The 24,206-nt window shown below is 49.2% G+C and carries 22 protein-coding genes; 5 read left to right on the forward strand and 17 right to left on the reverse strand.

Going from position 1 to position 24,206, the window contains the following annotated elements:
• Positions 1-367 precede the first annotated feature (367 nt).
• Positions 368-3,484: a transglycosylase domain-containing protein gene (locus tag CF651_RS11705; RefSeq protein ID WP_094015041.1), complete on the forward strand. Its 3,117-nt coding sequence runs from the start codon at positions 368-370 to the stop codon at positions 3,482-3,484.
• A 111-nt stretch (positions 3,485-3,595) separates the two neighbouring features.
• On the opposite strand, the gene acsA is transcribed toward CF651_RS11705, so the two are convergent.
• Positions 3,596-5,320: an acetate--CoA ligase gene (gene acsA, locus CF651_RS11710; RefSeq protein ID WP_094015042.1), complete on the reverse strand. Its 1,725-nt coding sequence runs from the start codon at positions 5,318-5,320 to the stop codon at positions 3,596-3,598.
• A 227-nt stretch (positions 5,321-5,547) separates the two neighbouring features.
• Between acsA and CF651_RS11715 the strand changes: the two genes are divergently transcribed.
• Together CF651_RS11715 and CF651_RS11720 are read left to right on the forward strand one after the other, a co-directional pair.
• Positions 5,548-6,183, forward strand: coding sequence for a GNAT family N-acetyltransferase (locus tag CF651_RS11715; RefSeq protein WP_094015043.1), 636 nt, complete (start codon positions 5,548-5,550; stop codon positions 6,181-6,183).
• A 31-nt stretch (positions 6,184-6,214) separates the two neighbouring features.
• Complete coding sequence (locus CF651_RS11720; RefSeq protein WP_094015044.1) at positions 6,215-7,393, forward strand: acetoin utilization protein AcuC; 1,179 nt, start codon at positions 6,215-6,217, stop codon at positions 7,391-7,393.
• A gap of 200 nt (positions 7,394-7,593) precedes the next feature.
• Here CF651_RS11720 and CF651_RS11725 read toward each other — a convergent pair whose 3' ends face one another.
• From CF651_RS11725 to aroA, 13 genes are all read right to left on the reverse strand, one after another.
• A complete protein-coding gene (locus CF651_RS11725; RefSeq protein ID WP_094015045.1) occupies positions 7,594-8,976 on the reverse strand; it encodes a glycine--tRNA ligase in 1,383 nt (460 codons plus the stop codon).
• 23 nt (positions 8,977-8,999) lie between these two features.
• Positions 9,000-9,698, reverse strand: a complete 699-nt coding sequence (locus tag CF651_RS11730) for a 5'-methylthioadenosine/adenosylhomocysteine nucleosidase (protein WP_094015046.1) — start codon at positions 9,696-9,698, stop codon at positions 9,000-9,002.
• Between the two features lie 44 nt (positions 9,699-9,742).
• Entirely contained in the window at positions 9,743-10,765 is a 1,023-nt protein-coding gene (gene ccpA / locus CF651_RS11735) for a catabolite control protein A (RefSeq protein WP_094015047.1), read from the reverse strand.
• 170 nt (positions 10,766-10,935) lie between these two features.
• Positions 10,936-11,355: a hypothetical protein gene (locus tag CF651_RS11740; RefSeq protein ID WP_094015048.1), complete on the reverse strand. Its 420-nt coding sequence runs from the start codon at positions 11,353-11,355 to the stop codon at positions 10,936-10,938.
• A gap of 93 nt (positions 11,356-11,448) precedes the next feature.
• On the reverse strand, positions 11,449-11,862 hold the full coding sequence (locus CF651_RS11745) for a VanZ family protein (RefSeq protein WP_094015049.1): 414 nt from the start codon (positions 11,860-11,862) through the stop codon (positions 11,449-11,451).
• Between the two features lie 35 nt (positions 11,863-11,897).
• A complete protein-coding gene (locus CF651_RS11750) occupies positions 11,898-12,431 on the reverse strand; it encodes a type 1 glutamine amidotransferase domain-containing protein (protein WP_094015050.1) in 534 nt (177 codons plus the stop codon).
• A 35-nt stretch (positions 12,432-12,466) separates the two neighbouring features.
• Complete coding sequence (ptsP, locus tag CF651_RS11755; protein ID WP_094015051.1) at positions 12,467-14,197, reverse strand: phosphoenolpyruvate--protein phosphotransferase; 1,731 nt, start codon at positions 14,195-14,197, stop codon at positions 12,467-12,469.
• Complete coding sequence (locus tag CF651_RS11760) at positions 14,190-16,085, reverse strand: glucose PTS transporter subunit IIA (RefSeq protein ID WP_094015052.1); 1,896 nt, start codon at positions 16,083-16,085, stop codon at positions 14,190-14,192. The genes ptsP and CF651_RS11760 overlap by 8 nt, the downstream gene beginning before the upstream one ends.
• 174 nt (positions 16,086-16,259) lie before the next feature.
• Positions 16,260-16,958: a hypothetical protein gene (locus tag CF651_RS11765; RefSeq protein ID WP_094015053.1), complete on the reverse strand. Its 699-nt coding sequence runs from the start codon at positions 16,956-16,958 to the stop codon at positions 16,260-16,262.
• A gap of 106 nt (positions 16,959-17,064) precedes the next feature.
• Positions 17,065-17,730 carry a thiamine phosphate synthase gene (gene thiE / locus CF651_RS11770; protein WP_094015054.1) on the reverse strand — a complete coding sequence of 222 codons (666 nt, stop codon included), beginning with the start codon at positions 17,728-17,730 and terminating at the stop codon, positions 17,065-17,067.
• A 1-nt stretch (position 17,731) separates the two neighbouring features.
• Positions 17,732-18,157 carry a CoA-binding protein gene (locus tag CF651_RS11775; RefSeq protein ID WP_094015055.1) on the reverse strand — a complete coding sequence of 142 codons (426 nt, stop codon included), beginning with the start codon at positions 18,155-18,157 and terminating at the stop codon, positions 17,732-17,734.
• A gap of 23 nt (positions 18,158-18,180) precedes the next feature.
• The gene (locus tag CF651_RS11780; protein ID WP_094015056.1) at positions 18,181-18,999 is read right to left on the reverse strand and encodes a C39 family peptidase; all 819 of its coding nucleotides are present in this window, start codon (positions 18,997-18,999) and stop codon (positions 18,181-18,183) included.
• A 61-nt stretch (positions 19,000-19,060) separates the two neighbouring features.
• Positions 19,061-20,356 (reverse strand): 3-phosphoshikimate 1-carboxyvinyltransferase, encoded by a 1,296-nt coding sequence (gene aroA, locus CF651_RS11785; protein WP_094015057.1) that lies wholly within the window; start codon positions 20,354-20,356, stop codon positions 19,061-19,063.
• Between the two features lie 212 nt (positions 20,357-20,568).
• Between aroA and CF651_RS11790 the strand changes: the two genes are divergently transcribed.
• Entirely contained in the window at positions 20,569-20,862 is a 294-nt protein-coding gene (locus tag CF651_RS11790; protein WP_094015058.1) for a rhodanese-like domain-containing protein, read from the forward strand.
• Between the two features lie 22 nt (positions 20,863-20,884).
• Here the strand turns inward: CF651_RS11790 and CF651_RS11795 are convergent, their stop codons facing one another.
• Complete coding sequence (locus CF651_RS11795; protein ID WP_094015059.1) at positions 20,885-21,391, reverse strand: shikimate kinase; 507 nt, start codon at positions 21,389-21,391, stop codon at positions 20,885-20,887.
• Between the two features lie 194 nt (positions 21,392-21,585).
• Here CF651_RS11795 and CF651_RS11800 point away from each other — a divergent pair, with 194 nt between their 5' ends.
• On the forward strand, positions 21,586-21,918 hold the full coding sequence (locus CF651_RS11800; RefSeq protein WP_094015060.1) for a hypothetical protein: 333 nt from the start codon (positions 21,586-21,588) through the stop codon (positions 21,916-21,918).
• Positions 21,919-21,921: 3 nt separating this feature from the next.
• Here the strand turns inward: CF651_RS11800 and gndA are convergent, their stop codons facing one another.
• Both gndA and CF651_RS11810 read right to left on the reverse strand, forming a co-directional pair.
• Positions 21,922-23,334 (reverse strand): NADP-dependent phosphogluconate dehydrogenase, encoded by a 1,413-nt coding sequence (gndA, locus tag CF651_RS11805; RefSeq protein WP_094015061.1) that lies wholly within the window; start codon positions 23,332-23,334, stop codon positions 21,922-21,924.
• 48 nt (positions 23,335-23,382) lie between these two features.
• Positions 23,383-24,150: an SDR family oxidoreductase gene (locus CF651_RS11810; protein ID WP_179232778.1), complete on the reverse strand. Its 768-nt coding sequence runs from the start codon at positions 24,148-24,150 to the stop codon at positions 23,383-23,385.
• Between the last annotated feature and the right edge of the window lie 56 nt (positions 24,151-24,206).

Genomic DNA, 24,206 nt, shown 5'->3' on the forward strand with positions numbered 1-24,206 from the left:
GAGACAAGCTTTCACTTCAAATGGATAACGGGTTAAACCCGGTTGGAAGCTACTGACGCCCATGGCGCGTTCCCCTCCCCTGCTCAGGATGGTAATTCGAATCAAGGCCAAGTACCGGTTTGCACCTGCCACCGGCTCTCTGCAAGCATGAATCCCTGATCTACTGCATGATGGGAACTGAATTCTCACCCGTCAACAATCCTTCAAAGCATTTATCATATTCGATTACAAATTTTATAACACAAGTCGGTTTACGTTGTCAAACGGAATGTTATGGATTCTTAAGGAACGGAAGTGTCCACCCCTACGAGCTTTATGCTATAATGGATAGGTATGTTTTCCAAAATCGGGAGGAATTTTTATCGGTATGGAGATGGAGAAAAAGAATCGCGATGTCAAACAAGTGCTGTGGAGTATCGGCAAATATACGTTGATCACTTTGAAATGGATGGCTATCGCAGGTATTATCGCAGGCTTTATCGGAGGGGGCGCCGCCTTCGGCTATGTGTCTGCGCTGGTCAAGGATGATCCGATTCGCAGTAAAGAATCGATGACTACCCAAATACAGGAAAATGCTCTAACCGGGTTCGTATACTTCAATGACGATTCCATTATCGGTCAGCTGCGATCTGAAGAAGACCGGCGTCTAGCCGAATTGAAAGATATTCCCAAGCAGGTGTTGGATGCGGTATTCGCTATAGAAGACACCGAATTTTATGAGCATAACGGAATTGATTTCAAGGGTCTGGCCCGCGCCGTCGTGCAGAAGCTGCTGAGACAAGATGTTCAAACCGGCGGAAGCACGATTACGCAGCAGCTGGCGCGTCGCGTGTTTTTGACATTGGATCGTGAGGACGGCCGGAAGGCGAAGGAAATTTTCCTTGCCATGCGCATGGAACGGTTAATGTCCAAGGACGAAATACTGCTCGCTTACTTGAATAAGATTCCATACGGCAACGGCTCCTCGGGCTATAACCTGTACGGGATCAAAGCGGCAGCCAAAGGGATTTTTAATATCAGTGACCTGAACGAGCTGAATATTGCACAATCCGCTTATCTTGCAGGTCTGCCTCAACAGCCAAGCAATTATTCAACGTTTACGAGCAAAGGTCAATTTGACGGCGCGGCCTTCAAGCGGGCCGTAACGCGGCAGCAGCTGGTTCTGCGGCGCATGCTCGAAGAGAACAAGATTGATCAGCAGCAGTATCAGGATGCGCTAAACTTCGATCTTCGCGGATCGCTTGCCGAGACATCCAAGAAAGCCTACTCCACCTATCCTTATTTGATGATCGAAGTGGAGAAAGAAGCGGCGAAGGCACTGCTGTCCGTACAGCAGCCGAAGCTGGATCCGCAAGCCAATCCGGATGCATACAGCGAAGGTTTAAAAAATGTTCAGGCTCAAATGAGCCGCAGCGGCTATCATATTTATACGACCATCGATAAGGACATCTATGATGCTATGCATGCCATAGCCGAGGACCCGAAAAATTTTACGCCTGACGATAAAACGAAGGGTGTCGAGCAAATCGGTGCCGTGATGATGGATAGCAAAACAGGAGCCATTCTCGGGATGATCGAAGGCCGGGATTTCTTCAAGGAGCAGCTGAACCACGCAACCCAAGCGTACCGTCAGCCCGGTTCAACGATGAAGCCCATTGCCGCCTATGTACCCGCATTGGAGAAGGGCGCCATTCAACCGGCTTCCATTATCGATGATGTGCCGATTATTTTGAAGGACGGCTCCAAGGGTTATCATATTCCTCAAAACTGGGATAATCGATACCACGGGTTAATGACGGCCCGTCAAGCATTGAATAACTCATACAATATTCCTGCCATCAAGCTTTTCATTAATGATGTGGGCATAAGCCAAGCGTGGGACCTTGCCAAAAAAATGGGGATTACGAGCATTGCCAAGGAAGATTATACAGCTCAGACCGGCGTGATCGGCGGACTGCGCAACGGTGTATCCGTCAAAGAATTGACCGGTGCCTACTCCACCATCGGCAACAAGGGCGTACATAACGACGTGTTCATGATCCGCAAAATTACAGATTCCAACGGCAAAACCGTGTATGAGCATGAGCTGAAGCCAACGACACTGTTCTCGGAGGAAACGGCTTACCTGATGACGGATATGATGCGTACGGTCGTCACTGCAGGAACAGCAAGCGATTTGATGTCGAAGTTCAAGCATTACGGAAAGGTGCCTATTGTCGGAAAAACGGGCTCCACCCAAGATGATGCCGATGCATGGTATATGGGCTATACACCGGACATTACGTTAGGGGTATGGGCAGGCTATGACTCCCCTGTCTATAAGCTCAGCAAAGCGTCCGGCGGAACAAGCCGAGCCAAAAATATTTGGGCTTTGGCCATAGATGCGGCAATCGACAAGAAGCCGGAATATTTTACGACCAAAGAATTCACCCGTCCCGATGCGATTGTCAAAATGACCGTTTCCGGGCTTTCAGGCAAGCTGCCGAGTGAAGCAATCTCCAAAGAAGGCAAGCTGGTCACGGATTTATTTAACAAAAAATATATCCCGACCGAGGAGGACAATGTCCTCACCAAGCTGCCTATCGTTTCATATAACGGCATCAATTACATTGCCCAGGAGTCCACTCCTTCTGATTTTGTCACGGAAAAAACCGTGATCAAACGCGAGAAATCGATTGGACAGATCATGAAGGAGCTGCAGGCTGCACTACAAAAAGTGCCGGGTGACAAGCGAATGTCCCTGAGTGACTATTTGCCTACGGATTACGATCAGGATGCCCCTACCGAGACGGATCCCCGTGTCGATGACGGAAAAGCGCCTACACCGCCTACAACGGTTGTAGCGACGCACGCGGCGGGTGTAAGTACCATTACCTTCCAAGCAAGCGAAAGCGGCGACGTCGTCGGTTACAGGCTCTATCGTTCCTCCAATAAGGGATCGTTCCAGAAAGTCAGCGGAAAGGTCATCAGCACAGGTCAAGAGACGAAATTTACGGACTCCATCGGAGGCAGCGGTGTATTCGGCTATTACGTCACCGCAGTCGACGTAGCAGGCAAGGAATCGGTGCCGAGCAAAGCAGGCTATACTGACGGCGCCAGCGTGGACCTCCTCTTTCTGACCCCGGATGAGAACGGAACGACGGCAGTCATTCCGGGAGGTAAAGAAGAACCGGACGGCAATAACGGTGCCAAAGACAGCACTCCAGCCAAAGAAGCACCAGCTGCACCTTCGGGCGTAACCGTCAAATCCAGCGGGGCGGGTGTTGTCGTCACTTGGAAAGCAAATGACAGCAAAGATAAGATAAAGCAGTACGTCATTTATTACAACGAGAAGGAAAAGGGTGATTTCACGAAGCTTGGCAGCGTGACGAGCGGAACGGAATTCCGTTACTATGCCTCCGATTATGAGGGATATTATAAAGTCGTCGCTGTAAACGAGGTCGGGGAATCGAAGCCATCCGTCATCGTGAAATATAAAAAATAAACTGTTGTCTACCTAACCTTTCGTTTCAAACGATCAAACAAAAGAACACCCTGCCGTCGGTAGGGTGTTCTTTGTTCTTTATTTTAAGCCAAATCTTTTATTAGCCTAATCCTAATCCTCGATCGTAGACAAATCGCCGGTCGGCAAATTCAATTCCCAGGCTTTCAACACACGGCGCATAATTTTACCGCTGCGTGTTTTGGGCAGCTTATCCTTGAATTCAATTTCTCTAGGAGCGGCATGAGCCGACAAACCGACTTTGACAAATTTGGATATATCCGCCTTCAATTCTTCAGACGGTGTGTAGCCTTCACGCAAAGCAATAAACGCTTTAATGATCTCTCCGCGCATCGGGTCAGGTTTACCAATAACCCCTGCCTCAGCTACAGCCGGATGCTCAACCAGCTTGCTTTCGACTTCGAAAGGACCTACGCGTTCTCCTGCCGTGTTGATCACATCATCGATACGGCCTTGGAACCAGAAGTATCCATCCTCGTCACAATAAGCGGAATCGCCGGAAATATACCAGCCCGGAATACGGAAATATTCCTCATATTTTGCAGGGTTGTTCCAAATTTGGCGCATCATCGAAGGCCATGGAGTCTTGATAGCCAGGTTCCCCATCCGATAAGGAGGCAAAATGTTGCCTGCATCATCGATAATAGCAGCTTCAACACCCGGAAGCGGTTTCCCCATGGAGCCCGGGCGAATCGCCATACAAGGATAGTTACAAATCAGCTGACCGCCGGTTTCCGTCATCCACCAAGTATCATGAATACGATGGTTATAAACCTTCATCCCCCAGCGGACCACCTCAGGATTGAGAGGCTCCCCAACGCTAAGGACATGACGCAGCTTGGACAGATCAAACGCTTTCACCGCGTCGTCCCCTGCTCCCATCAGCATACGGAAAGCGGTAGGAGCGCTGTACCAGACGGTAACTCCGTACTTCTCAAGCGTGCGGTACCAATCCTGCGGGCTAAAACGGCCCCCACGGATCACGTTCGTCGCCCCGTTCAGCCAAGGAGCAAATATACCATAGGACGTTCCTGTTACCCAGCCAGGATCGGCGGTACACCAATACACATCTTCTTCCTGCAAATCCAGCACGACGCGGCCGGTATAATAATGCTGGAGCATCGCATTGTGGACATGGAATACGCCCTTCGGTTTGCCCGTGGAGCCTGAAGTGTAATGAATTAGCAAGCCGTCCTCGCGGTCCACCCACTCGATCTCCAATGCATCCGATGCAGCTTCCATTTCCTTATAGAAATCCACTTGGCCTTCCGCCAAGTCAAGGTTTTCGCCGACCAAGATAATGTGCTTCAGCTCAGGCAGCTCACTCACCGGTACGCGGGGCAGCTGGGATGGCGTCGTAATAATAGCTACCGCTCCGCTATCCTGCAGTCTGTCACGTACAGCGGTCTCCATGAACGCTTCAAATAAAGGTCCGACCACGGCGCCGACCTTAATGGAACCCAGCAAGGAGAAATACAGCTCCGGCGTTCTCGGCATGAAAATAAAGACGCGGTCCCCTTTGCCAATCCCCAGCTTGCGCAGTACATTGCCGAACCGGTTGGATTGCAGCTTCATGTCTTGAAACGTATACTTCTCATCTCGTTTATCATCGCTGTAATAAAGAGCAATTTTATCGCCCTTTGCAGATTCTGCATGTCGGTCAATCGCCTCGTAGGCCATATTTACTTTACCTGTTGTTGACCAAGTGAATTGCTTTTCGATAGCCTCCCAGCTGAACTGAGCACGCTCTTCTTCGTAATTTTTCATGTTTGATGTGGTGGAAACGGGTTCAATGCTTTCAATATTCGCGTGGTCCATTCTGCTACCTCCCAAGTTCAACAAATCCGTCTTTTTTTGAAACGCTTACAATTGGTACTTATGCAAACGTTTTTTCTACATCGAATATTATACCACAGAACTATTTTATTCCACTATTTCTTTTCTTGGAATCGTTTTTTTGTTATAGTATCAGACAAGTACGAGTGACACCACCGTACGACGAATCAGCAGCGCTGCTGGTTCGCTGGAAGGGAGACACCAGGCCTATGGAGCATATAAAACGATATCATTCCCGACTTGTGCCCTTTCATCATTCCACATCCATTGTGGTGGAAGGCCCTGTCCCTCCCGAGCAATTAAGACAGCTTCGCATGCATCCCGATCTGGATGCGTTCCGACGCCCAAAGGAGCAGTTTGAGGCGCTGGTGGAAATTGCGGAGCTACCCGAAGGACGCATCATTCTTTCACGTCACGGAGATGAAATCGTAGGTTATGTCACTTTTCATTACCCGGATGAGATGGAGCGCTGGTCTCAAGGCCAAATGCAGGATTTGATCGAGCTTGGGGCCATCGAAGTCGCAGATGAGTACAGGACGCTTGGACTCGGGAAGCAAATGATTCAACTCGCTTTTGAAGACGGCCAATTAGAGAATATGATTACCTTTACAACGGAGTATTATTGGCACTGGGATTTGGAAAAAAGCAAATTATCCGTATGGGACTATCGAAATATGATGGAAAAGCTTATGAAAAGCGTGGACATGGTCTGGTTTGCCACAGACGATCCGGAAATATGCTCGCACCCTGCGAACTGCCTGATGGTACGTATAGGCAAGCATGTTCCTCTTGCATCTGTGGAGCAGTTTGACCGCATCCGCTTTCAGCAAAGGTTTATGTATTAAGGATAAGCAACAAGCTTTGGGGGCGGAATGAATGACGAAATCACCTGTTTTTATATACGATGAACAGGAAACCGGCTACCGGTTTAATGAAGAGCATCCCTTCAATCAAAAACGACTTACGCTGACGGTTGACCTGCTCCGCAAAGCGGGAGCATTGCCGGATTGCAGCATTATTGCGCCTGCGGCAGCAACGGATGAGCAGCTCCTTTCCATACATAGCGCTGAGTATGTAAACGCAGTCAAAGCGTTAAGCGCACCGTCGCCGGAGGAAGCCGCGATACTTAAAGCCGGGGCTTACGGGCTGGATACGGAGGATACTCCCTTCTTTCCGAATATGCACGAAGTCACAGCGGCGATTGTGGGAGGCTCCATCCGGGCTGTCGATGAAGTGATGACCGGACAAGCCGGGCACGCCCTTCATCTGGGCGGAGGCCTGCATCACGCCATGCCCAACAAGGGGTGGGGCTTCTGCGTCTACAATGACGCCTCTGTGGCCATACAGCATGCCAAACAAGTGTATGGCGCCCGGGTTCTCTATATTGATACGGATGTGCACCACGGTGACGGTGTGCAGTGGAGCTTTTACAGCGAGCCCGACGTATGCACGCTATCGATCCATGAGACCGGGAAATATTTATTTCCCGGGACCGGAGCGGTGAACGAGCGCGGGGAGGGCACCGCCTTCGGCACCTCGATCAACCTTCCCGTCGAGCCGTACACAGAAGACGGCTCCTGGCTGGAATGTCTGGAGGAGGTGCTGACCCGGGTCGCGGCACATTTCCAGCCGGATCTGATCGTATCCCAGCATGGATGTGACGCCCATGCTTATGATCCTCTCTCCCATGTCCATTGCAGCATGGACATCTACAAGGCTATGCCGCGGCTGATCCACCGGCTCGCCCATCAGCACTGCGATGGGCGTTGGGTCGCGCTGGGCGGCGGCGGCTACGACATCTGGCGCGTGGTTCCGCGCGCCTGGGGCCTGCTCTGGCTCGAGCTGAGCGACCATCCCTTGGTCGCCCAGCTCGAGCACGAGCAGGCGCTCGGGCTGCCGTCTGCGTGGCTATCGCAGTGGCAGCCTGAAAGCCCGGTCGAGCTGCCCGTTACCTGGCTCGACAACAAGGATGTCTGGACGCCGATGCCGCGGCGTGACGAAATTACCCTCAAAAACCGGCAAACGAAAGATATTGCGCTGCTTTATGTTCCTTAAAAGCAAAAGCCGGTCTAACACGCGAAGCAAGCATGTTAGACCGGCTTATTTTTTTACCACGCCAGAATTTATAAGCTTCCGAGTCATCGGAGGTATAGCTTTCGTTATCCGTCTATTGCACGACCGGCGGAGAGAAAGGCTTCCGATAAAAAACTGACAGCAAGCGCTCAAAATCGAGACGCTGCTGCCAGCCAATTTTATTAAAACTGAATATTTTGCTCGATAAATGCTTTCAATTCGCTGATCGGCATCCGTGTTTGCTCCATCGTATCGCGGTGGCGTACCGTCACCTGACCATCCTGCTCCGAATCAAAGTCATACGTGATACAGAACGGTGTACCGATCTCGTCATGACGACGATATCTTTTACCGATCGATCCGGTATCATCATAATCCACCATGAAATATTGGGACAAATCCTGGAAGATTTGCTGCGCACCTTCAGAAAGCTTCTTCGATAACGGGAAGATCGCCGCTTTAATAGGGGCAAGCGCCGGATGGAAATGAAGCACTGTTCGGCTGTCATCGCCCTCTAGCTGCTGTTCCTCATAGGCATCGATCAGGAACGCCAGCGTAACGCGGTCCGCACCCAGAGAAGGCTCAATGCAGTAAGGAATGTAGCGCTCATTCGATTCTTGATCAATGTAATTGAAGTCCTCGCCTGAATGCTCCATGTGCTGCTTCAAGTCATAATCCGTACGATCCGCGATACCCCACAGTTCACCCCAACCAAACGGGAATTTGAACTCGATATCCGTCGTCGCATTACTGTAGTGGGACAGCTCGTCATCCGAATGATCGCGCAGACGGATATTCGCTTCCTTCAGTCCAAGCGTCTTCAACCATTCGAAGCAGAAGCTTCTCCAATATTCGAACCACTGCAGATCCTCACCCGGCTTACAGAAAAATTCAAGCTCCATTTGTTCGAACTCCCGCGTACGGAATGTGAAGTTACCAGGAGTAATTTCGTTCCGGAAGCTTTTGCCGATTTGTCCGATACCGAAAGGCAGCTTCTTTCTCATCGTCCGCTGCACGTTTTTGAAGTTAACAAAAATGCCTTGTGCTGTTTCCGGACGCATGTAGACAACGTTAGCGCTCGACTCGGTTACGCCTTGGAAAGTCTTGAACATCAGATTGAACTGACGGATATCCGTATAATCGAACGCTCCGCAATCCGGGCAAACGATGTGGTGTTCTTTCATTAAATCCATCATTTGATCGAACGTCATACCATCGACAACGATCTCGATTCCTTTTTCACCGAGCGCATTCTCGATAATTTTATCGGCACGGTGACGCGCCTTACATTGCTTGCAGTCCACCATCGGGTCGTTAAAATTACCAACGTGGCCGGAAGCGACCCACGCTTGCGGATTCATCAATATGGCTGCATCCAAACCTACATTGTATGGGGATTGCTGTACGAACTTTTTCCACCATGCGCGCTTAATGTTGTTTTTCAATTCTACGCCCAAAGGACCGTAATCCCATGTATTCGCCAAACCGCCGTAAATTTCAGAGCCCGGGAAAATAAAGCCGCGGTGCTTTGCTAGTGCTACAACCTGATCCATTGTTACTGTCATTGTTCTTTCTCTCCTTCTTCAATCTACAGATGCTTCAGCATATAGTCTACGATGCGATATGAATTTTCAGAGGCTTGAACGGTGAATTCCGCAAAATTCACATGTGCCGAGCCATCGGCCTTGTCGGACATCGAACGAATAATGACGTGCGGGATAGCGTTCATTACACTCACTTGTGCCACGGCCGCCCCTTCCATCTCCGTACAGGCCCCTTGCAGCTCATGGTACAGCGTCGCTACCGTTTCACGGCTTGCAATGAACTGGTCACCGGACAGGACTCTGCCAACCTTCACTCGCCCATCAAACAGCTCCCGGCTTGCCTGCGCGGCCAGCTCTCGCAACGACTCATCGGCCACGAACAACGAGGTTTCTTCGTAAGGAATTGTGCCTCGCGGAAAACCAAGCGCCGTCACGTCCATGTCGTGCTGCAGGCTCTCAGATGATACGACGATATCTCCGACATTCAGCTCTGGATCTACCGCGCCGGCAACGCCTGTAAAAATAATCGCTTCCACCCCGAAGGTGTCGATCAATATTTGCGTCGTGACCGCAGCATTTACTTTACCCACACCCGACTTACAAAGTACAAGGGATTTCCCATGCAGCGTCCCCTCGGTGAATTGGATCTTTGCCTTCTCCGTCACACGGACATCCTGCATGTGTTGTTGAAACTGCTCTATCTCTTCCTTCATAGCGCCAATGACGCCAATTTTACCGAACAAATTGTACTCCTCCTAAACTAGCATGGCTAACAAAAGAAAGAGGCTCATGAACGATGAGCCACCGATTGTCTATGAATGACCTCATGCGGTAAAACCACCTGCATCAATTCTGAAGCTTCTTTCGTTTCTTTATTCATCAGCTTGGTCAAGAGCCTCATGGATACCGCTCCGATATCATACATCGGCATAGCAACCGTTGTAAGCTGCGGGCGCACCATGGATGCCATACGAATGTTGTCCACGCTAATGACTGAAATATCATCCGGTACTTTTAGTCCATTATCCTGCAGTGTATGTATGGCGCCGATAGCCATCTCATCGGTTGCAGCGAATATCGCTGTTGGGCGATCACTTAGCTCGAGGAAATGCTTGGTCACTTCCAAGCCGGACTCATATCTATAGTTACCGATACGAACATACTCTTCGCGGATAGGCAGGCCTGCCGCTTCCATCGCTTTCTTGTAGCCCTGGTAACGTGCAAAACCGTTTGCCGGATCCTGCAGCGTCCCGGAAATCATCGCTATTTGGCGATGGCCGTTCTGAATCAGCAAGGATACTGCGTCAAAGGCTGCCTTCTCATGATCGATGTCCACGGATGCAACCGTATTGTTCTCATCTGTAGTTGCACAAAGCACGATCGGTACGGAGGAGGTTTTGAATGCTTGCAAATGCTCTTCTGTCACGGCGCCGCCCATAAACAGCAGTCCGTCCACCTGCTTCTCAAGCAGCGTATTGATAACACGGATTTCTTTCTCTTTCTTCTTATCCGCATTACATAAAATAATGTTGTAATGATACATGTTGGCAATATCTTCAATACCACGTGCCACTTCAGAGAAAATGGAGTTCGATATATCCGGTATAACCACGCCAACGGTTGTCGTCTTCTTGCTGGCTAGCCCTCTGGCAACCGCATTTGGCCGGTAGCCAAGACGTTCAATGGCTTCGAATACTTTCTTGCGTGTCTGGGGTTTCACATTCGGATTATTGTTGACAACCCGTGAAACGGTTGCCATGGAAACGCCTGCTTCTCTGGCTACATCATAAATGGTTACAGTCACGGTCATTCTCTCCAATATATTAAAATGTATAATGCTGCGATCATAAGCTATTAAGCCTTATCATACGACAAAATACGGCTTTGCGCAATGAATTCGGCATGTTCTTACATGTATAGTATCAAAAAATGCAAAAAAAGCCAACTGCAACGCAGAAGGCTTTTCAAAGATTCGATCCGTCAAGCTAAATCATTGACCGATACCGAGTGCTTGGCCACTTGCTCCAACCGTTTGCGGACATCCGCAATCCATGGCTCATCCTTCAGGGATTGAGCCAGCAGCAAAAGGTCCAGCAGCTCGTTAATCCGATCCTCAACGATTTTCTCCACAGGAGCGGAGGCGTATTGTTTCTCCGTCACTCTTTTCATCAAGCAAGCAATTTCACTGATGTGATGGAAGGAAAGCTGCTGCTTCTCGGGCAAGCTGCCCAGCTGTCCGATAATGCCTGTTAGCTCCGGCTTCACCTCTGCGAACACTTCGCTCCTTTGACAGGAATCACAAGAAAAGATCGGTACATTCTCTATTTCTACTTTGTTCTGATAGATGACAGTCCGCAGTCTGATACTCATCGAGCTGCCACACTTGCAATGCTTCTGCAACCGAAACCACTCCTTCTTTCCATACAACCCTAACCTCATATCTTCTCGTATCAAATATTCTATCTTGGGAGGCATTTTCCTGCTGATCCGAGGCTAGTAATATTTAACACAGTGACCGCGTTCAAGCCATCTGCGGAGGGGAGGGAAAGTCAGCAGTAGCATAGCAAGTGCGGCTCCAATGGCATCGTTGCGCAAGTCCATCAGATCAGGCGTACGGCCTGGAACAAAGGACTGATGATACTCATCTGTCAGCCCATACAGGACACAGAGCAGAATGACAATTAGCTTCCGCCTCCACGTCAGACGCTTACTTGACAGCGCCCAGGCAAAGGTGAGAGCAAGAACAAAATAGGCAATAAAATGACCCCAGTCAAAATCCTTCATGGAAGGAAACCACTGATGCACAATGCTCAGCCACCCGTCCATATCGGATCCCGTTTGCGCGGACAAATAATAGATGACCCCCATCCAGACAACGACGGGAAGCCAATGAATGATGAATTTCATTCCATCGCCCCTAACGACTTCAATGCTTCTTCAAATTATTTTGACGTAAATTCAGCCAGCACCCTAACGAATTCTTTCGTAAAAGCCGGCAAATCGGGAGGTCTGCGCCCGGAGACAATATTTCTGTCCACAACAACCTCCTGGTCTACCCAAATCGCTCCTGCATTTTCCAGATCATCTTTAATCCCCGGTGTGGATGTCATCGTATAGCCTGCACAGATTTTAGCGCTTGCCAGTACCCATCCCGCATGACATATATGAGCAATAGGCTTCTTCGCCTCATGAAATTCCCTGGTTAGACGAAGGACATCCGCATAGCGGCGCAGCTTGTCCGGTGCCCAGCCCCCCGGCACGTACAACCCGATATAATCCTCCGATTTGACTTCCTCCACGCTGTATTCCGTTGTCAAAGGCACACCGTATTTCCCGTGATACACTGTGTTGGCTTTAGGACCTGCCAAATGAACTTCAGCACCCGATTCACGTAACCGCAAAACAGGATACCACATTTCCAAATCTTCAAATTCCTCATCAACGAAAGCAAGCACTTTGCAGCCTTTTAATTCCATTGTAACTTCCTCCATCCCATATTCTCTCTTTATCGTTATGTCAGAACATCCTGATGCGAATGATGATTCAGCACTTCCAATACAGCCGTACCGCTCGTGCAGCGAAGCAGCTCGTCCCAAATCGCGGCACTTTCCTTGTACCGGCTTTGCAGCAAGCTGTTCTTTACACGCAATATCGATTGCACTGACATGCTCAGCTCCGTAATTCCAAGCCCCAGCCAAATCGGCAGCGCCCGGATATCCCCGGCCATTTCACCGCAAACACTGACATGAATGCCGTTCGCCTGCGCTGCTGTAGCCGTTGTTTTAAGCATACGCAGCACCGCTGGATGGAACGGGTCATACAAATGAGCCACAGTTTCATTCATACGGTCTACAGCCAATATATATTGTACGAGGTCATTGGTACCGATACTAAAGAAATCAACCTCTGCAGCCAACAGATCGGCAATGATTACAGCCGCAGGTACTTCAATCATAATCCCGACTTCAATATTAGCCTTAAACGGGATTTTTTCAGCCCGAAGCTCCTGCTTGGCTGCTTCCAACACCTCATTGGCTTTGTGCAGCTCCTCCAACGAAGAAATCATCGGATATAATATTTGAATATTACCGTAATGGCTTGCTCTTAGAATCGCTCGCAGCTGTGTTTTGAACAAATCCGTTCGATCGAGTGAGATCCGAATGGCACGGTACCCTAAAGAAGGATTTTCTTCCTCAGGGAGGGCAATGTAATCAAGCGCCTTTTCTCCGCCGATATCCAGGGTCCGAATCACGACCCGTTTGCCTCCAAGCTTTTCGGCGACCTGCCGGTATACCGAAAACTGCTCTTCCTCCGGAGGCAGGCTGTCCCGGTCCATGTAAATGAATTCCGTACGGAACAGGCCGACCCCGGAGGCGCCGTTCCTCAGCACTTGATCCAGCTCTTTCACAGAGCTGATATTCGCTGCCAGCTGGAACACAACCCCGTCTTGTGTTTGGGTCGGAACCGGAGCAAGCGTCTGGAGCTTGTCGTGCATTTTTTGCCAGATCGTTTTACGAATTTTATATTGTTCAATTACCTCATCGGTGGGGTTGATAAACACATGTCCTTCATCGCCGTCGATAATCAAGAAGTCCCCGTTTTGAATAGGTGTACCCTGCTTTCCTTCCACTCCCAGAACGTAAGGAACCCCCATAGCTCGTGCCATAATTGCGACATGGGATGTTTTGCCCCCCAGATTCGTGACAATCCCAAGCGCCTGGTTAATATCCAGATGAACCATTTGCGAAGGAGACAGCTCTTTGGCGACTAAAATGTATGGCTGGTCTTTGGGCGGCAAGGTTTCTTCCAATGCCCCAAGCAGATGCTTAAGCAGCCGATTGCCGACATCCTTAATATCCAGGGCACGTTCCTTCATATATTGATCATCGAGCAGATCGAACATATTGACGAACTTCTCAATCGCTTCCTTGACCGCAACCTCAGCCGCCTTATACTGACGCTGCATAATTCCCTGAACTTCATTCATGAAGATCGGATCTTCCAAAATCGCTAAGTGTGCATCGAATATGGAGGTTTGTTCTTCTCCGAGTACTGTAACGAATTCCTGCTTAATGTTCTCGATTTCATCCTTGGAGGAGCGAATGCCATCGTAAAGTCTTTCGAATTCAAAGGCTAAATCCGTGACATCTATCAGCTTCTCCGGAAAGTCCCATTCCCACGTAGGTATAACGAAGGCCTTGCCCATGGCAATGCCAGATGAAGCACCGATTCCCTCAACCAAAAGCGTTCCCTCCCCCTGTGGCCGCTTCGCTTTTCATCACAACGGACATGACGGATGCCTGTCCTTTTTTCACCGATTTGTACGGTGCGAAGCTCCACGATTTCACTTTATCCATATTCGTGATGATCATAGGTGTAGCCAGCGATTTACAGTTGTTCTTCACTTTTTGCAGATTAAAGCGAACCAGCAGTTGCCCTACCTCCACATAATCGCCTTCCTTGACCGCTGCGGTAAACCATTTCCCTTGAAGCTGGGCCGTATCGATCCCGATATGAAGTAGAACCTCCAGGCCTTCGTCTGTCTGGATACCTACAGCATGAAGGGTAGGATACAAGATGATGATTTTCCCGGCTACCGGTGCGACCAGTTCTCCCTTGTCAGGCATAAACGCAACACCATTGCCTACGAGCTTTCCTGCAAAAATTTTGTCAGGCACCTCTTCCAAAGGAATCATACGTCCCTGCATTGGGGAATGAAAGGACACCTGCTGTACGTCTTTCATTATCACCTTCTTGATCTCTTCCCTAATCAGCTCTGAGTAGGTTCCGAACACAACCTGGACATTACCGCCGCCCAAACTGATGACCCCTGCCGCCCCCAAATGTTTGAGCGAAGCGACATCCATCAATTTGTCGTTCTGCAATGTCAGGCGAAGACGTGTAATGCACGCCTCCAGGTTCTTAATATTTTCCTTGCCGCCCAGCGCCTGTAAAATTAACGGGGAGCGGTACGGGATATCACCTGCCCATTCTTCAAGCTGTGATCCTTCTTCTCTGCCAGGCGTAGGAATCCTGAATCGGCGGATCGCCCAGCTAAACAAAAAGTAATACACAAAACCGTAAGCCAAGCCTAGAGGAATAAGCATCCAGCCGTTGTGGGATAAATGATAGTTAATAACGTAATCGATAGCCCCGGCAGAATACGAAAAACCGTGATGAATATTTAACGCATAGGCTAACCACATCGATAGGCCGGACAAAATAGCATGCACAATAAACAAGTACGGCGCTACAAAAAGAAAAGCGAATTCGATCGGCTCGGTTACCCCGGTTAGAAAAGAAGCCAAGGCTGCCGTCAAAAACGTAGCACGTATTTTGGGCTTCAAATCTTCCCTCGCCTCTTGAATAATAGCCAGAGCGATAGCAGGCAGAGCAAACATCATGATCGGATACAAGCCGGCCATATAGGAGCCCGCACTCGGATCGCCAGCGAAATAACGCGGCAAATCACCGAACAGTACTTCCCCGCTCGGCTTCTGGTAAGCTCCCAGCTGAAACCAGAAGAAATTATTAAAGACATGATGAAGGCCTGAAGGCACCAACAGCCGGTGAATAACCCCATACAGAAACGTACCGAATCCGCCCAGCCCGATGATTGCAGTCGAGAGCGTTTCCATGAATCGCTCCAGAAAAGGCCCTATTTCAATAATAATTGCACTGAGCACAAAAATGGACAAGCCCATCAGCAAAGGAACCATCCGCGGGCCGCCAAAAAATTGAATGTACTCCGGTAGCTGAATATGCTTTACCCGATGATACAGGATTGCCGCAATAAGCCCGATCAAGATCCCGCCAGGTACGCCAAGATGGAATGCATCACCTAAATAATGCTTTGTTGCCTGTATAAACATTAAATGACCAATCAACGCGGACATTCCTGCAATACCGGAGCTTTCCGTTAAGCCCAGCGCGACGCCAACAGCAAATATCATGGGCAAATACGTAAAAATGGTATTCCCGCAAAACAAAAGTATGTCCCCAAAGTGGGACATATGTACATCTTGCCACGGCAGTGCTGCAAGTCTCAGTAGTATGGCGGCAACAGGTATCGTCATGGTCGGAAGCATTAACGACCGGCCTAACTGCTGCAAATTTCCCATCCAGTTCAAACCAACCGCTCCCCCCTTTCTTATTCGATGGTAAGGCCAATCTTACATTTTGTCAAACGTCTCAAATAAGCCCGCCACGTTCAGAATGCCCTGTGTTCTGTTCCATATAACCTTCATCGGCGGCAGCACAAAAGGATAGCGAGCCTGACGGCTCGCTATATGAAAGACATTGAATTAAAACTGATACCGGTTATACCCAAAGCTTTGTGTACCCATTTGGCTTTGAGCCGGTTGCGCGGAGTCGCTTCTCAGGTACGCGTCATGACCTTGTTGGTTGCCGCGATAGCTGGCTGTGTGATAGGCTTGCGGATTTTGGAATTGCTGCTGTTGCCCGAACGCTTGAGAGGAGCCAAAAGAGCTGCCCATTCCTGTGTTGAAAGAGTTGTAGCTCGCTGTGCCAATACCGTATTGGCTTTGGGCCGGTTGGGCGGAATCGCTTCTGAGGTAAGCGTCATGGCCGGGTTGATCCCCACGGTAGCTGGCTGTGTGATAGGCTTGCGGGTTTTGCTGTGTATAGGATGGGCTGGAATAAGAAGAACCGAAGCTGCTGAAGGAAGGAGCTTGATTCATGTAGTTTCCGGAAAATTGGCTCTGCGCAGGCTGATTAGAATCGCTTCTCAAATAAGCATCATGACCCTGTTGGTCTCCACGGTAGTTCGCTGTATGGAAGGATTGAGGAGCCTGGCTTTGAAAACTGGAATATTGATTGCTGCTGGCTTGGAACTGATTGCTGAAGCTAGGGTTCAACGATTGGTTGTACTGGGATTGCACATAACCGATCGGTTGATACTTCGTTTCCAAACCGCGGTATTGGGAATTTACATTTGAACCCATTTGATTCTGAAAATTGTTTTGTTGGTAGTTCTGATACATGTAAAAAATCCTCCTTAGGAAGTAGGGAAGTCTTCGGAATAGGTTCATCAGTTGTGATACCTTTCCAGAAGCCTTTCTTATTGTTTCTAAGGAGGATTTAATTTATTTATGGAAGCTGTTGGTTAAGCAACCTGTTTTTATCCACAATGCCTCGTAATTCAGAAGCGGCGATCTGAGGGTTTGATTGTTTTGTTATCGCTGACACTACCGCAATACCATCCGCACCCGCAGCCATAACTTCTGGCGCGTTGCCGCGAGTTATGCCGCCAATCCCTACCACGGGAATGTTCCAGCGACCTTTCACCTCACGTAGAAGATCGGTACCGATAGCGGCACCAGCATCCTGCTTCGTAAACGTGGCATAAATTGCTCCAACACCCAAATAGTCGGCTCCCTGCTCCATCGCCCACTCGGCCTCTTCCAACGTACCTGCCGATATCCCGACTATCTTGTCATCTCCCAGCAGCTTTCGCGCCTCTAGGCCGGGAAGGTCGTCCTGACCGACATGTACACCATCCGCATCCAGCAAAATAGCGACGTCAACCCGATCATTCACAACGAAAGGAATACCGTGATTCCGGCATAGCTCTCTTAATTGAATTCCTTGCTCCAAAACCTGCCTCAGGGGAGCGTTTTTTTCCCTTAGCTGAACGAAAGTCACTCCTCCCGCAATCGCTTCTCTTGCGATCTCCAACGCGGAGCGGCCTTCTTGTTCATGAAGCCCCAGCACCAAATATAAGGGCATATAGGAATGGATGTTTTTACGAAACAAATTATTTGCCTCCCGGAAGCAAAATGGAGTCCTCCACTTTGATACAGCGGTCCATGATGACCTTCAGGCCTCCGGCATTAGCAATTTTAGCTGCCTCTTCATTATAAATACCTAGCTGCAGCCAGAACACTTTCGCCTTGATCTTCACAGCTTCCTCTGCAACAGGAACAACATGCTCACTTTTGCGGAACACATTGACGATATCGACAGGCTCCGGGATATCTGATAACGATGGATAGCAGATCTCCCCTAATATTTCAGTCGCATTCGGATTCACAGGAATAATCTTGTACCCTTTTTTCTGCATGGCTTCCGATACCATGTAAGACACACGATCCGGCTTATCGGATAAGCCTACGACAGCAACCCGATTGGCTGCGACTAACAATTGTTTTATCTCTTCTCGAGACGGATTTTCAAATGACATAAGGCTCAGCTCCTTTTTGCGTGTTACTTCTTATAGGATAATGCCTGGCGTCCCATCGCTTCCCAAATGGAAATAAACTGTGCTTTGTCAATCTGGACTTGGCTTTTCCCGCTCAATGGATCATTCACATATACGTTATGTTCATCAAATCCGACAAGCAGTACTGCGTGCTCCATAAAAGTAGTCTGAATCGGTCCGATCGGCGTATCCCATACCACCCACTTATCAGGCACCTGGTAGTCGATCGTTGTCCATACCACGGACGGGATCCCTTCTCTAAGCTGCTGCTCGAGCTTATCCCACGGCTGTTGTGTGAGGTCGACCGCCTTCGGAACATAGGCATGCAGCAGCTCGTAGAGTGCTGTATGGTAAATGCCAAACCCCTTGGAAGCTCCGCTGATATCCCCTACAAACCCTGTATTCGGATTCCCCCAAAAAGCAATCGAGCCGTCTGCGTTTCTCTTGATCGGAGTCGTATCCCTCTTCATTTCCGCGGCAAGCTCCATCTTGTCCTTAGCGATTCCATAGTACTGGAGCAGCATAGTCAGTGCTGTCACTTCGCAGCCGGAAGGCAGCTCAGGCCTTTGATTCACAACGGGTGCTTGCAGCATAGCCGAGGTTGATGGCGGCTGCGGCACAGGAGCTTCCGGAGCCGCTGCCTTGGCTTTCGAGTCAGGCTTCCCCGATGACTCCGCATAGGCAATTTGAGAGGATTGATCAAACCAGGCTTGTCCGGTTATTTTGGCATACAACAGGATGGAAAATACCGCACTTGCGAAAAGAAGGCCTCCGACCAGAAAAAAACCGAGAGTGACCTGAATTCCTTTCCACAATACCTTCATCAAGCTCAACTCACTTGTTGTGTATTTTGCCCCAACCCCAAGCAAAGGGTACGAGAGAACCTTATTCTTCTACGAGCTCAATTTGAGCACCCAACGATAACAGATGCTCGAAATAGTGAGGGTAAGATTTGGCAACATGATGCGCATCGTTAATCACAAGTCCCTGCTTGGAACGCAGCCCGACCACAGTCAATGCCATGATGACGCGATGGTCGTAATGAGCGTTGATTTCAACGCCGCCCTCTACCCCCTGTGGACGACCGTGGATAATAATTTCACTTTGGCGCTCTTCCACATCGGCTCCAGCCTTGCGCAGCTCGGTCAAATAATCGGTAATGCGATCGCATTCCTTGTAACGCAAGTTCTCAACGTTATAGAACCGGGAGGTGCCTTCTGCGAATACGGCAGCGGCGACCATAGCTAGTACGGCATCCGTAAAGTGGTCTCCGTCAAATTCGCCGGCTTTAAGCTGCTGATTTCCTTTCACATGGACGACGCCGTTTTCATGAGTCAGATTGACACCCATGTCACGAAGCACGTCGACAACAGCCTTTTCCCCCTGTTTGCTCGTCTCTTCCAAACGAAGCACTTTTACATCCGAGTTCGTCACCGCGGCAGCAGCCAGAATCGCTGCAGACCCCGGGTAGTCTCCTTGAACAACATATTTTTGCGGCTGGTATTTTTGGCGGCCAGGAATTTTATAGTGCATCAAATCTTCCGATGCCTCAATGTGGATACCGGCTTGAGCGATAACCTCCAGCGTTTGGCCCACAATAATTTTCGATTTCAAATCATGAAGCACTTCGATTTCACTGTCTTCCTCCAGCAGTGGAGTCATGAACAGCAAGGAGCTAAGGAATTGCGAGCTGATGTTACCGGAAACGGTCAGCTTGCCTCCCCGCGGCTTGCCTCCGCGAATCGTGATGGGAAGCTTGCCCTCCTGATGCTCTACTTCAATGCCCATTTGCTGCAAGGTGACGATCAGATCATCATGAGGACGTTTGCCCAAGGAATTAGGATACGTATTTACAAAAGTAAGCTCAGGGCAGAAAGCTGCAATAGACATTAGAAAACGTAGAACCGCGCCTGCGTTGCCTACATTCAATTCTTTCACATGTTTCGGATGACTTCCGAAGCCTTGAATTGTCATTTTCTCATCGTCTTCTTCAACAATAGCGCCCAGATCGCGGATACAACGGCGCATCGCGTCACTATCCTCACTGTGAGCCGGGTAATAAATCGTGCTAGTCCCTTCCGCCAAGGCTCCGATGAGCAGGTAACGGGTCGTGTAGTTTTTGGAAGATAACGCGTTAATGGTACCTTCTAATTGATTTGTCGGTTTTACAATAGCTTTCATGAATATGTATCTCTCCTGTTCCGCTAAATAATGCGCAATAATGACAACTTACGATAAGGTTACAGCCAGTTTACCATACACGGCTGGGGTTGGAAACCGCGAAGTTGACACCAACGGCGATTTGTCGATATCATGGTCACAAGTAGGTTGGATAACCGATAAACGGTCATCAGCCTACTATTAGAATGCCCCAGGCAGGAGGTTTATTGTAGATGCAGCTAATTACCCCTCGGCAATTGAAAGATCGTTTGGAGCAAGGTGAAAGCTTAATTATCATCGATGTTCGGGAGGACGATGAAGTCGCTCAAGGCATGATCCCTGGCGCGAAACACATCCCTTTGATGCAAATTCCGGACCGCTTGTCCGAAATCCCTCAGCAGGAGGAAGCCATTCTTGTATGCAGAAGCGGCAACCGCAGCGGCAGAGCTTACGATTTCTTAGCCGCACAAGGGTACAGCAAGCTTAAAAATATGAGCGGCGGCATGCTGGAGTGGGAAACGCTCTAAGCTGCTGCGGAATCCAATCCGCCTATTTCTTCATGTGCTCCATGATCAGTTCCGCAATGGCGGAGACCGGATGTTGAGTGGTATCTATGATAAGCTCTGCGAAATCGTAAGCATGCTTGCGCGTTTGCAGCAGCGTCTTTACCCGTTCTTCGACGTTACCTTGCACAAGAGGACGGGTTTGATCCTGGCTTACTCTCTGAATTATGGTTTCAGCCGAAGCGCTTAATGCCACGACGAACCCGCCTTGAAGCATATTTGTGCGGTTTTGCTCAGCCAAAACCGCACCGCCTCCGGTGGATATGATCTGGCGTTCTCCCTTGAGGACCGTTTCAATTACATCGCTTTCCGCTTTACGAAAGGCCGCCTCCCCATGCAGGCGAAATATTTCACTAATCGGCATGCCCTGCTGCACTTCAATCAGTGTATCGGTATCTGTAAAGGTCCAGCCCAACCGGTTGGACAGCTCTTTTCCTACGGTTGATTTTCCTGTTCCCATGAAACCTACCAATACAATATTGGATTTACTCATTACTCTCGCACCTCTGCCTCTAAATTCAAATCTCGCGGTTGTTCTACGATCAAATAAACCTTCTAATCATATCACATGTTTTATAAGATGAATACAATTCGCCACAAAAACATAGGATGAAATGTGAATAAATTCCAACCTTATCCGCCATGATGGTAATAACCAAAGCCACTTGAACAAGGAGAGATTAAACGTTGACGCATTCAGCCCTATCTCAATCGCACAATTCCTACCCCAATCCCGCGCAGCAAAAGCTCGAGCAATTGTTAGATCCGGCTCATCCCTTGTGCAAAGAAGACGTCGTATGGATTCTGGAGTTTATTAAAAAAAAGGTGGCTGAAGAAGATCCCCGACTTGCGGATCTTTCCCAACCACGCTTAATGCAAAACTTTCGATATTTTGCCGAAATATCCTTGATGCTCATTCACCGTCGCAGCGGCTTCGAATTTGAAGCAGACCGGCTGAGAGACTGGATTTATGAAGCCTCTTTCGGACTGCAGCCGCGCAAGCCGCATGGCAAGCGGTAACTCTTAATTTTCCATCCAGTTGAAATGGAAGGATCCTTCTTTATCCAAACGCTGGAACGTATGTGCACCGAAATAGTCGCGTTGTGCTTGCAGCAGGTTGGCAGGCAAGCGCTCCGTACGGTAGCTGTCGTAGTAAGCGAGCGCGGAAGCAAAGGCTGGAACCGGCGTACCGCGTGTTACTGCTGCAGCTACTACCGTTCTCCAAGCATCTTGGTAGTTTTCAACGATACCTTTGAAGTATTCATCAAGCAGCAAGTTTTTCAACTCCGGGTTACGGTCATAGGCGTCTTTGATGTTTTGCAGGAAACGGGCGCGAATAATGCAGCCGCCACGGAAAATCATTGCAATGCTGCCGTAATCCAATCCCCAGTTATATTCTTCGGATGCCGCTCTCATTTGAGCAAAGCCTTGAGCGTAAGAGCAAATTTTACTTGCATACAACGCTTTGCGAACCGCCTCGATAAACTCTTTGCGATCCCCTGTAAATTCGGATGCTTTCGGCCCGCTCAGCACCTTGCTCGCAGCGACACGCTCTTGTTTCATAGCGGACAAGAAACGGGAGAATACGGATTCAGTGATGATAGACAAAGGCACGCCCAAATCCAGGGAGCTTTGGCTTGTCCATTTTCCTGTTCCTTTTTGGCCTGCGGAATCCAAAATAACGTCTACCATCGGCTTGCCGGTTTCCGGATCTTTTTTGGTGAAAATATCGGTTGTGATCTCGATCAGGTAGCTGTCGAGCTCACCTTTATTCCACTCTGCAAAAATCTCATGCAGCTCTTCCGTGCTAACGTTCAATACATCCTTCAACAATTGATACGCTTCGCAAATCAACTGCATATCACCGTACTCGATGCCGTTGTGAACCATTTTTACATAGTGGCCCGCACCGTCCGGTCCAATGTAAGTGCAGCAAGGATCTCCGCCAACTTTGGCAGAAATGGCTGTAAGAATAGGTTCAACCAATTCGTAAGCGTCTTTTTGTCCGCCTGGCATAATGGAAGGCCCTTTCAATGCACCCTCTTCACCGCCGGAAACACCTGTGCCGATAAAGCGCAAGCCATGAGCGGCAAGCTCTTTGTTTCTGCGTTGGGTATCAGGGAAGTAAGCATTGCCTCCATCGATGATGATGTCGCCTTCTTCCAGATGCGGAATCAAGGAATCGATTGTAGCATCCGTGCCTGCACCGGCTTGTACCATGATCAGCACTTTACGAGGCTTCTCCAAAGAAGCTACGAATTCTTCGATGCTGTATGTACCAACGAGGTTTTTTCCTTTGGATTCTTCGAGCAGAGCGTCCGTTTTCTCGCGGGAGCGGTTGTAGACGGATACTGTAAATCCTCTGCTTTCAATATTTAATGCCAGGTTTTTACCCATGACCGCCAATCCGATCACGCCAACTTGTTGTTTCGACATTTGGTTTCTCTTCCTCTCTTTTTGTATCGTTGCAAACAAAATGACAAATTAGATGGTCATTGCGCCGAAGCCGCCATCTACGCGCAGCAGCGAGCCTGTAACAAAACTGGAAGCTTTGTCACTTGCCAAATAGACTGCCGCACCTTGCAGTTCTTCCGCCTCACCAAAGCGGTTCATCGGGGTATGACCCAAAATGGACGCTGTACGCTCAGGAGACAAAATTTTACGGTTTTGTTCAGCTGGGAAAAAGCCCGGAATAATCGCATTGACACGCACGCGCGCAGGCGCAAACTCACGAGCCAAAAATTTCGTTACGCTGTTAACGGCCGCTTTGGATGCCGAGTACGTGAACACCTTGGACAATGGTGGCTCGGAAGAAACAGAAGAGATATTAATAATGCTTCCGCCTTCACCCTTATCAACCATATACTTCCCAAAAATTTGGCAAGCTAGCACAACGCCTTTGAGGTTGACCTCCATAATGGCGTCCCATTCTTCCATCTTGAGCTCAAAGAAAGGAGTAGGGCTGTTCATCCCGGGACAGTTCATCAGGACGTCGCAGCGTCCCGTCCATGCCAGCACTTCGTCAAGGACGCGTTTCAAATCTTCCGGATTCGTTGCATCCGCGGAGAAGCATTGGGCCTTACCGCCCACTTCCTCCACTTGTTTTTTCACTGCTTCGGACTTCTCCTGATTGCGGCCGACAATAGCCACATCAGCGCCATGCCCGCCTAAAGCCACAGCCATAGAGCCGCCTAATGTGCTGTTTCCGCCAATAATCACTGCCGTTTTTCCTGTCAAATCAAATAAATTCATGGTGATCCTCCTTAAGGTTTCATAAGTCCATGGCATGTAGAGGTCGTATCAACCCA

Origin of the sequence: Paenibacillus rigui (assembly GCF_002234615.1) — a bacterium.
In the GTDB taxonomy this organism is placed as follows: Bacteria; Bacillota; Bacilli; order Paenibacillales; family NBRC-103111; genus Paenibacillus_S; species Paenibacillus_S rigui.

Excerpts from the sequence above, each read along its gene's own strand:
- CF651_RS11705 (WP_094015041.1), top strand. The coding sequence starts at position 368 with ATGGAGATGGAGAAAAAGAATCGCGATGTCAAACAAGTGCTGTGGAGT.
- acsA (WP_094015042.1), bottom strand. The coding sequence starts at position 5,320 with ATGGACCACGCGAATATTGAAAGCATTGAACCCGTTTCCACCACATCA.
- CF651_RS11715 (WP_094015043.1), top strand. The coding sequence starts at position 5,548 with ATGGAGCATATAAAACGATATCATTCCCGACTTGTGCCCTTTCATCAT.
- CF651_RS11720 (WP_094015044.1), top strand. The coding sequence starts at position 6,215 with ATGACGAAATCACCTGTTTTTATATACGATGAACAGGAAACCGGCTAC.
- CF651_RS11725 (WP_094015045.1), bottom strand. The coding sequence starts at position 8,976 with ATGACAGTAACAATGGATCAGGTTGTAGCACTAGCAAAGCACCGCGGC.
- ccpA (WP_094015047.1), bottom strand. The coding sequence starts at position 10,765 with ATGACCGTGACTGTAACCATTTATGATGTAGCCAGAGAAGCAGGCGTT.
- CF651_RS11745 (WP_094015049.1), bottom strand. The coding sequence starts at position 11,862 with ATGAAATTCATCATTCATTGGCTTCCCGTCGTTGTCTGGATGGGGGTC.
- CF651_RS11750 (WP_094015050.1), bottom strand. The coding sequence starts at position 12,431 with ATGGAATTAAAAGGCTGCAAAGTGCTTGCTTTCGTTGATGAGGAATTT.
- CF651_RS11765 (WP_094015053.1), bottom strand. The coding sequence starts at position 16,958 with ATGTATCAGAACTACCAACAAAACAATTTTCAGAATCAAATGGGTTCA.
- CF651_RS11775 (WP_094015055.1), bottom strand. The coding sequence starts at position 18,157 with ATGTCATTTGAAAATCCGTCTCGAGAAGAGATAAAACAATTGTTAGTC.
- CF651_RS11780 (WP_094015056.1), bottom strand. The coding sequence starts at position 18,999 with ATGAAGGTATTGTGGAAAGGAATTCAGGTCACTCTCGGTTTTTTTCTG.
- aroA (WP_094015057.1), bottom strand. The coding sequence starts at position 20,356 with ATGAAAGCTATTGTAAAACCGACAAATCAATTAGAAGGTACCATTAAC.
- CF651_RS11790 (WP_094015058.1), top strand. The coding sequence starts at position 20,569 with ATGCAGCTAATTACCCCTCGGCAATTGAAAGATCGTTTGGAGCAAGGT.
- CF651_RS11795 (WP_094015059.1), bottom strand. The coding sequence starts at position 21,391 with ATGAGTAAATCCAATATTGTATTGGTAGGTTTCATGGGAACAGGAAAA.
- gndA (WP_094015061.1), bottom strand. The coding sequence starts at position 23,334 with ATGTCGAAACAACAAGTTGGCGTGATCGGATTGGCGGTCATGGGTAAA.
- CF651_RS11810 (WP_179232778.1), bottom strand. The coding sequence starts at position 24,150 with ATGAATTTATTTGATTTGACAGGAAAAACGGCAGTGATTATTGGCGGA.